The 2,626-nt window shown below is 31.8% G+C and carries 5 protein-coding genes; all 5 read left to right on the forward strand.

The genetic code is table 11. From position 1 onward, the window contains the following. Nucleotides 1–224: 224 nt before the first annotated feature. The 5 genes from AMD00_RS00610 (at nucleotide 225) to AMD00_RS00630 (ending at nucleotide 2,464) form a co-directional block, all read left to right on the forward strand. Nucleotides 225–689 carry a DUF2691 family protein gene (locus tag AMD00_RS00610; RefSeq protein WP_053415168.1) on the forward strand — a complete coding sequence of 155 codons (465 nt, stop codon included), beginning with the start codon at nucleotides 225–227 and terminating at the stop codon, nucleotides 687–689. Between the two features lie 135 nt (nucleotides 690–824). Beyond that, on the forward strand, nucleotides 825–1,043 hold the full coding sequence (locus AMD00_RS00615; protein WP_053415169.1) for a hypothetical protein: 219 nt from the start codon (nucleotides 825–827) through the stop codon (nucleotides 1,041–1,043). Nucleotides 1,044–1,181: 138 nt separating this feature from the next. Further along, the gene (locus AMD00_RS00620) at nucleotides 1,182–1,463 is read left to right on the forward strand and encodes a hypothetical protein (RefSeq protein WP_053415170.1); all 282 of its coding nucleotides are present in this window, start codon (nucleotides 1,182–1,184) and stop codon (nucleotides 1,461–1,463) included. 183 nt (nucleotides 1,464–1,646) lie between these two features. Continuing rightward, nucleotides 1,647–1,826: a hypothetical protein gene (locus AMD00_RS00625; RefSeq protein ID WP_053415171.1), complete on the forward strand. Its 180-nt coding sequence runs from the start codon at nucleotides 1,647–1,649 to the stop codon at nucleotides 1,824–1,826. Between the two features lie 197 nt (nucleotides 1,827–2,023). After that, a complete protein-coding gene (locus AMD00_RS00630; RefSeq protein WP_053415172.1) occupies nucleotides 2,024–2,464 on the forward strand; it encodes a YybH family protein in 441 nt (146 codons plus the stop codon). Nucleotides 2,465–2,626: the final 162 nt, after the last annotated feature.

The raw sequence follows: 2,626 nt of genomic DNA on the forward strand, positions 1-2,626 counted from the left end.
AATATTTTTTATTACATCACGAAGTGATGAAAACCGTTGATACTTCAATGTTTATAGAGGGAGGTTAGTTCAATAAGTTATTGTAAACTTTATTGGCTCGAGGTAAAATTATAAAGTTTTTAAACATAAAGTTATAATGGCGTGGTTACAAAATACCTCGGTCTAGGAATAATGAAATTTAAACAAACTGATTAGTTTTATAATAATCAGGGGGAGTTGTTTTTATGAAGAGAGGAATTAGCTTTGAAATTCCAAATGAATATGGAACCTTACTTGGAGAAGTGCTAAAGCCAATTGACACAACTGTTTTCAGTTGGCGAATTGGTAACGGTGAGTCGTATATAGTACTTGATGATGAATTAGATAAAGAGCTTTTCTCAGAAGATAGAAAAGAAATTGAAGGTGCAGAACTCAAAAACATATTAGAAAACAATATTTATTATATTATTTTCGCTGACTTACAAGCGTATACAGAAGGCGAATTTTCTGATATTGAGACCTATGAAGAATTTATAGAAAGCCAATGTAAGATTGTTCTTTTAGTGGTCGATAGCTGTTATGTCACCATCTATTGCAAAAATAAGGAAACAATCGAATTACTATACAAGAATGCAGCAGAATGTGGATATGAAGATGTTAAATACATTACCGAGGTAAACGATACAAGAACAAGGCTATCTGTGTGGTAAAATTAGGCGGGCTTTTTTCTTATTCAACTAAAGGTCCAGGTTAATGGAATAAGCAGGTATTTTCGGAAGGTTGTAGAAGTAGATGAAATATGAGAGTCATTTAAGTAACGGACTAAATTTATGGGAGTTGAAAGTATGATGAAGAAATACAGTCTATTTTATATATTTAGTATTGTAATCGGGATTTCTATAATGAATGGAACACTTGAATGGTTAAATATCCCAACTTATGACCGGTTACTTGAAATGATACTAGGGAAACCGAATACTTTAAATAGAGTAATAGCAATAACAATTACAGGCGTATTAATTTATATAATCATTAAAGGCGTACCTAAACTAAAAAAAATCTAATTAAAGGTGTGGCTTAATACGTAGGTAGCTCCTTTTTTCTTATTGAACTAACGGGGCAGGTTAGTTTAACAGTAATTGGAACTTTTATGAAATTTTTAAAGTCATATATATAAATTGAACTAATAGGGGTGAACGTATATGAAACGATTCAGCATAAGCTCAATAGTCTTTATATTTATAGGGCTTCTTTTCTTCACATTAAACTGGTTAAAAGACGGTTATTTTGAACCTATTGTACTTACTGGAGTTATTTTCATAATATTAGGGACTGTATTTTGTTTTTTTGCTATCTCTAAAAGGGAAAAAGGAAGTGTAAAATATATATCACTTACTACCTTTTTCATTATATTATTTTTAGTTACTTGGTTTGAACCATTCCAAGCTCTCCGAATGATGACTTGGATTAAAAATATTATTTAACTAACGGGTGCTTTAGTTCAATAAGGAATTTCCAAAGTCAACATATTTGTTGGCTTTTTTATGTCGCATTCGGAATAGAATGTGTAATAGAAACGCCTTATAGGATAAAAGGTATTTGGGGATTTTTGTATAAATAGTATGTTAAATAATATGACAGATTTATTTGAATGGGAGGTTGATACGTTGAGAAGATATTTGAGTATGATTTCATTGGTGTTGATAATCGCTTTTATCATTTTAGGTTTTATTATCCCACAAGTATTGGGTCCCTTACCTGATATTTCTTCTCTTGGTATGTTAGCTCTATTAGCCATAACTATTTTCGCTATTTGTATGATGTTGTTTGGTAACTTTGGGACTTAGAGATAGTCATTTTACACAGAGGAAGTCTATTAAGTAATTTATAGGGTATTCAACTAACGGGGGCGATTGTTTAATAAGAGCAATCGCTTCTTGTGCTAACGGACCAGGTTAATTGAAGAAGGAAAAAATTTTTGAGTATAGAATTCATCTATAGTAACATTATTACATTTTTGAAATTAGTAAAGGGGATGCAATTAATGACGGTGGGTTTTTTCAAAGTTCAAGACGTATTTAAAAATTACAAAACAGCAGTTTACGAAAAAGATGTTGAAAAATTCTTATCCATGTATGCTCCCGAAATACATATTTATGATTGCTGGGGGAACTGGGAGAGCAAGGATTTTTCTTCATGGAAGGAAAGTGTGGTAGCGTGGTTTAATGGATTGAGTGAGGATGGTGTTTTACTTAAAGTTGATTTTAATGACCTAGTAGTTGAAGAAAATTCATATCTTGCATTTGTACATTGTGCTGTAACATTTGCTGCTCACCAAGAAGAATCTGGTGAAAAACTTCGTCAAACGACAAATCGGTTCACATATGGTTTAAAAAAAGCGAATGAATCTTGGGTCATAGCTCATGAACATTCATCATTGCCTATAAATATGGAAACTGGTAAGGGAATTTTTAACTTGAAGTAAAAAATAAACTATTTTAATTGGAGATAAAGGGAGTTCTGCTGCAATTCCTTTATTCTTACTAAGCTAACGGGTGCTTTACTTGAAAATCATTGAGTTGCATATGCAGCTCTTTTTTCTTTATTGAACTAACGGGGCAGCATTCCTGTTTGAAAGATATTCAGG

This window comes from Viridibacillus arvi, from assembly GCF_001274945.1.
GTDB classification, from domain to species: domain Bacteria; phylum Bacillota; class Bacilli; order Bacillales_A; family Planococcaceae; genus Viridibacillus; species Viridibacillus arvi.

What these genes read in the sequence shown, in the direction of transcription:
- AMD00_RS00610 (WP_053415168.1), top strand. Translation starts at nt 225, where the DNA reads ATGAAGAGAGGAATTAGCTTTGAAATTCCAAATGAATATGGAACCTTA.
- AMD00_RS00615 (WP_053415169.1), top strand. Translation starts at nt 825, where the DNA reads ATGATGAAGAAATACAGTCTATTTTATATATTTAGTATTGTAATCGGG.
- AMD00_RS00620 (WP_053415170.1), top strand. Translation starts at nt 1,182, where the DNA reads ATGAAACGATTCAGCATAAGCTCAATAGTCTTTATATTTATAGGGCTT.
- AMD00_RS00630 (WP_053415172.1), top strand. Translation starts at nt 2,024, where the DNA reads ATGACGGTGGGTTTTTTCAAAGTTCAAGACGTATTTAAAAATTACAAA.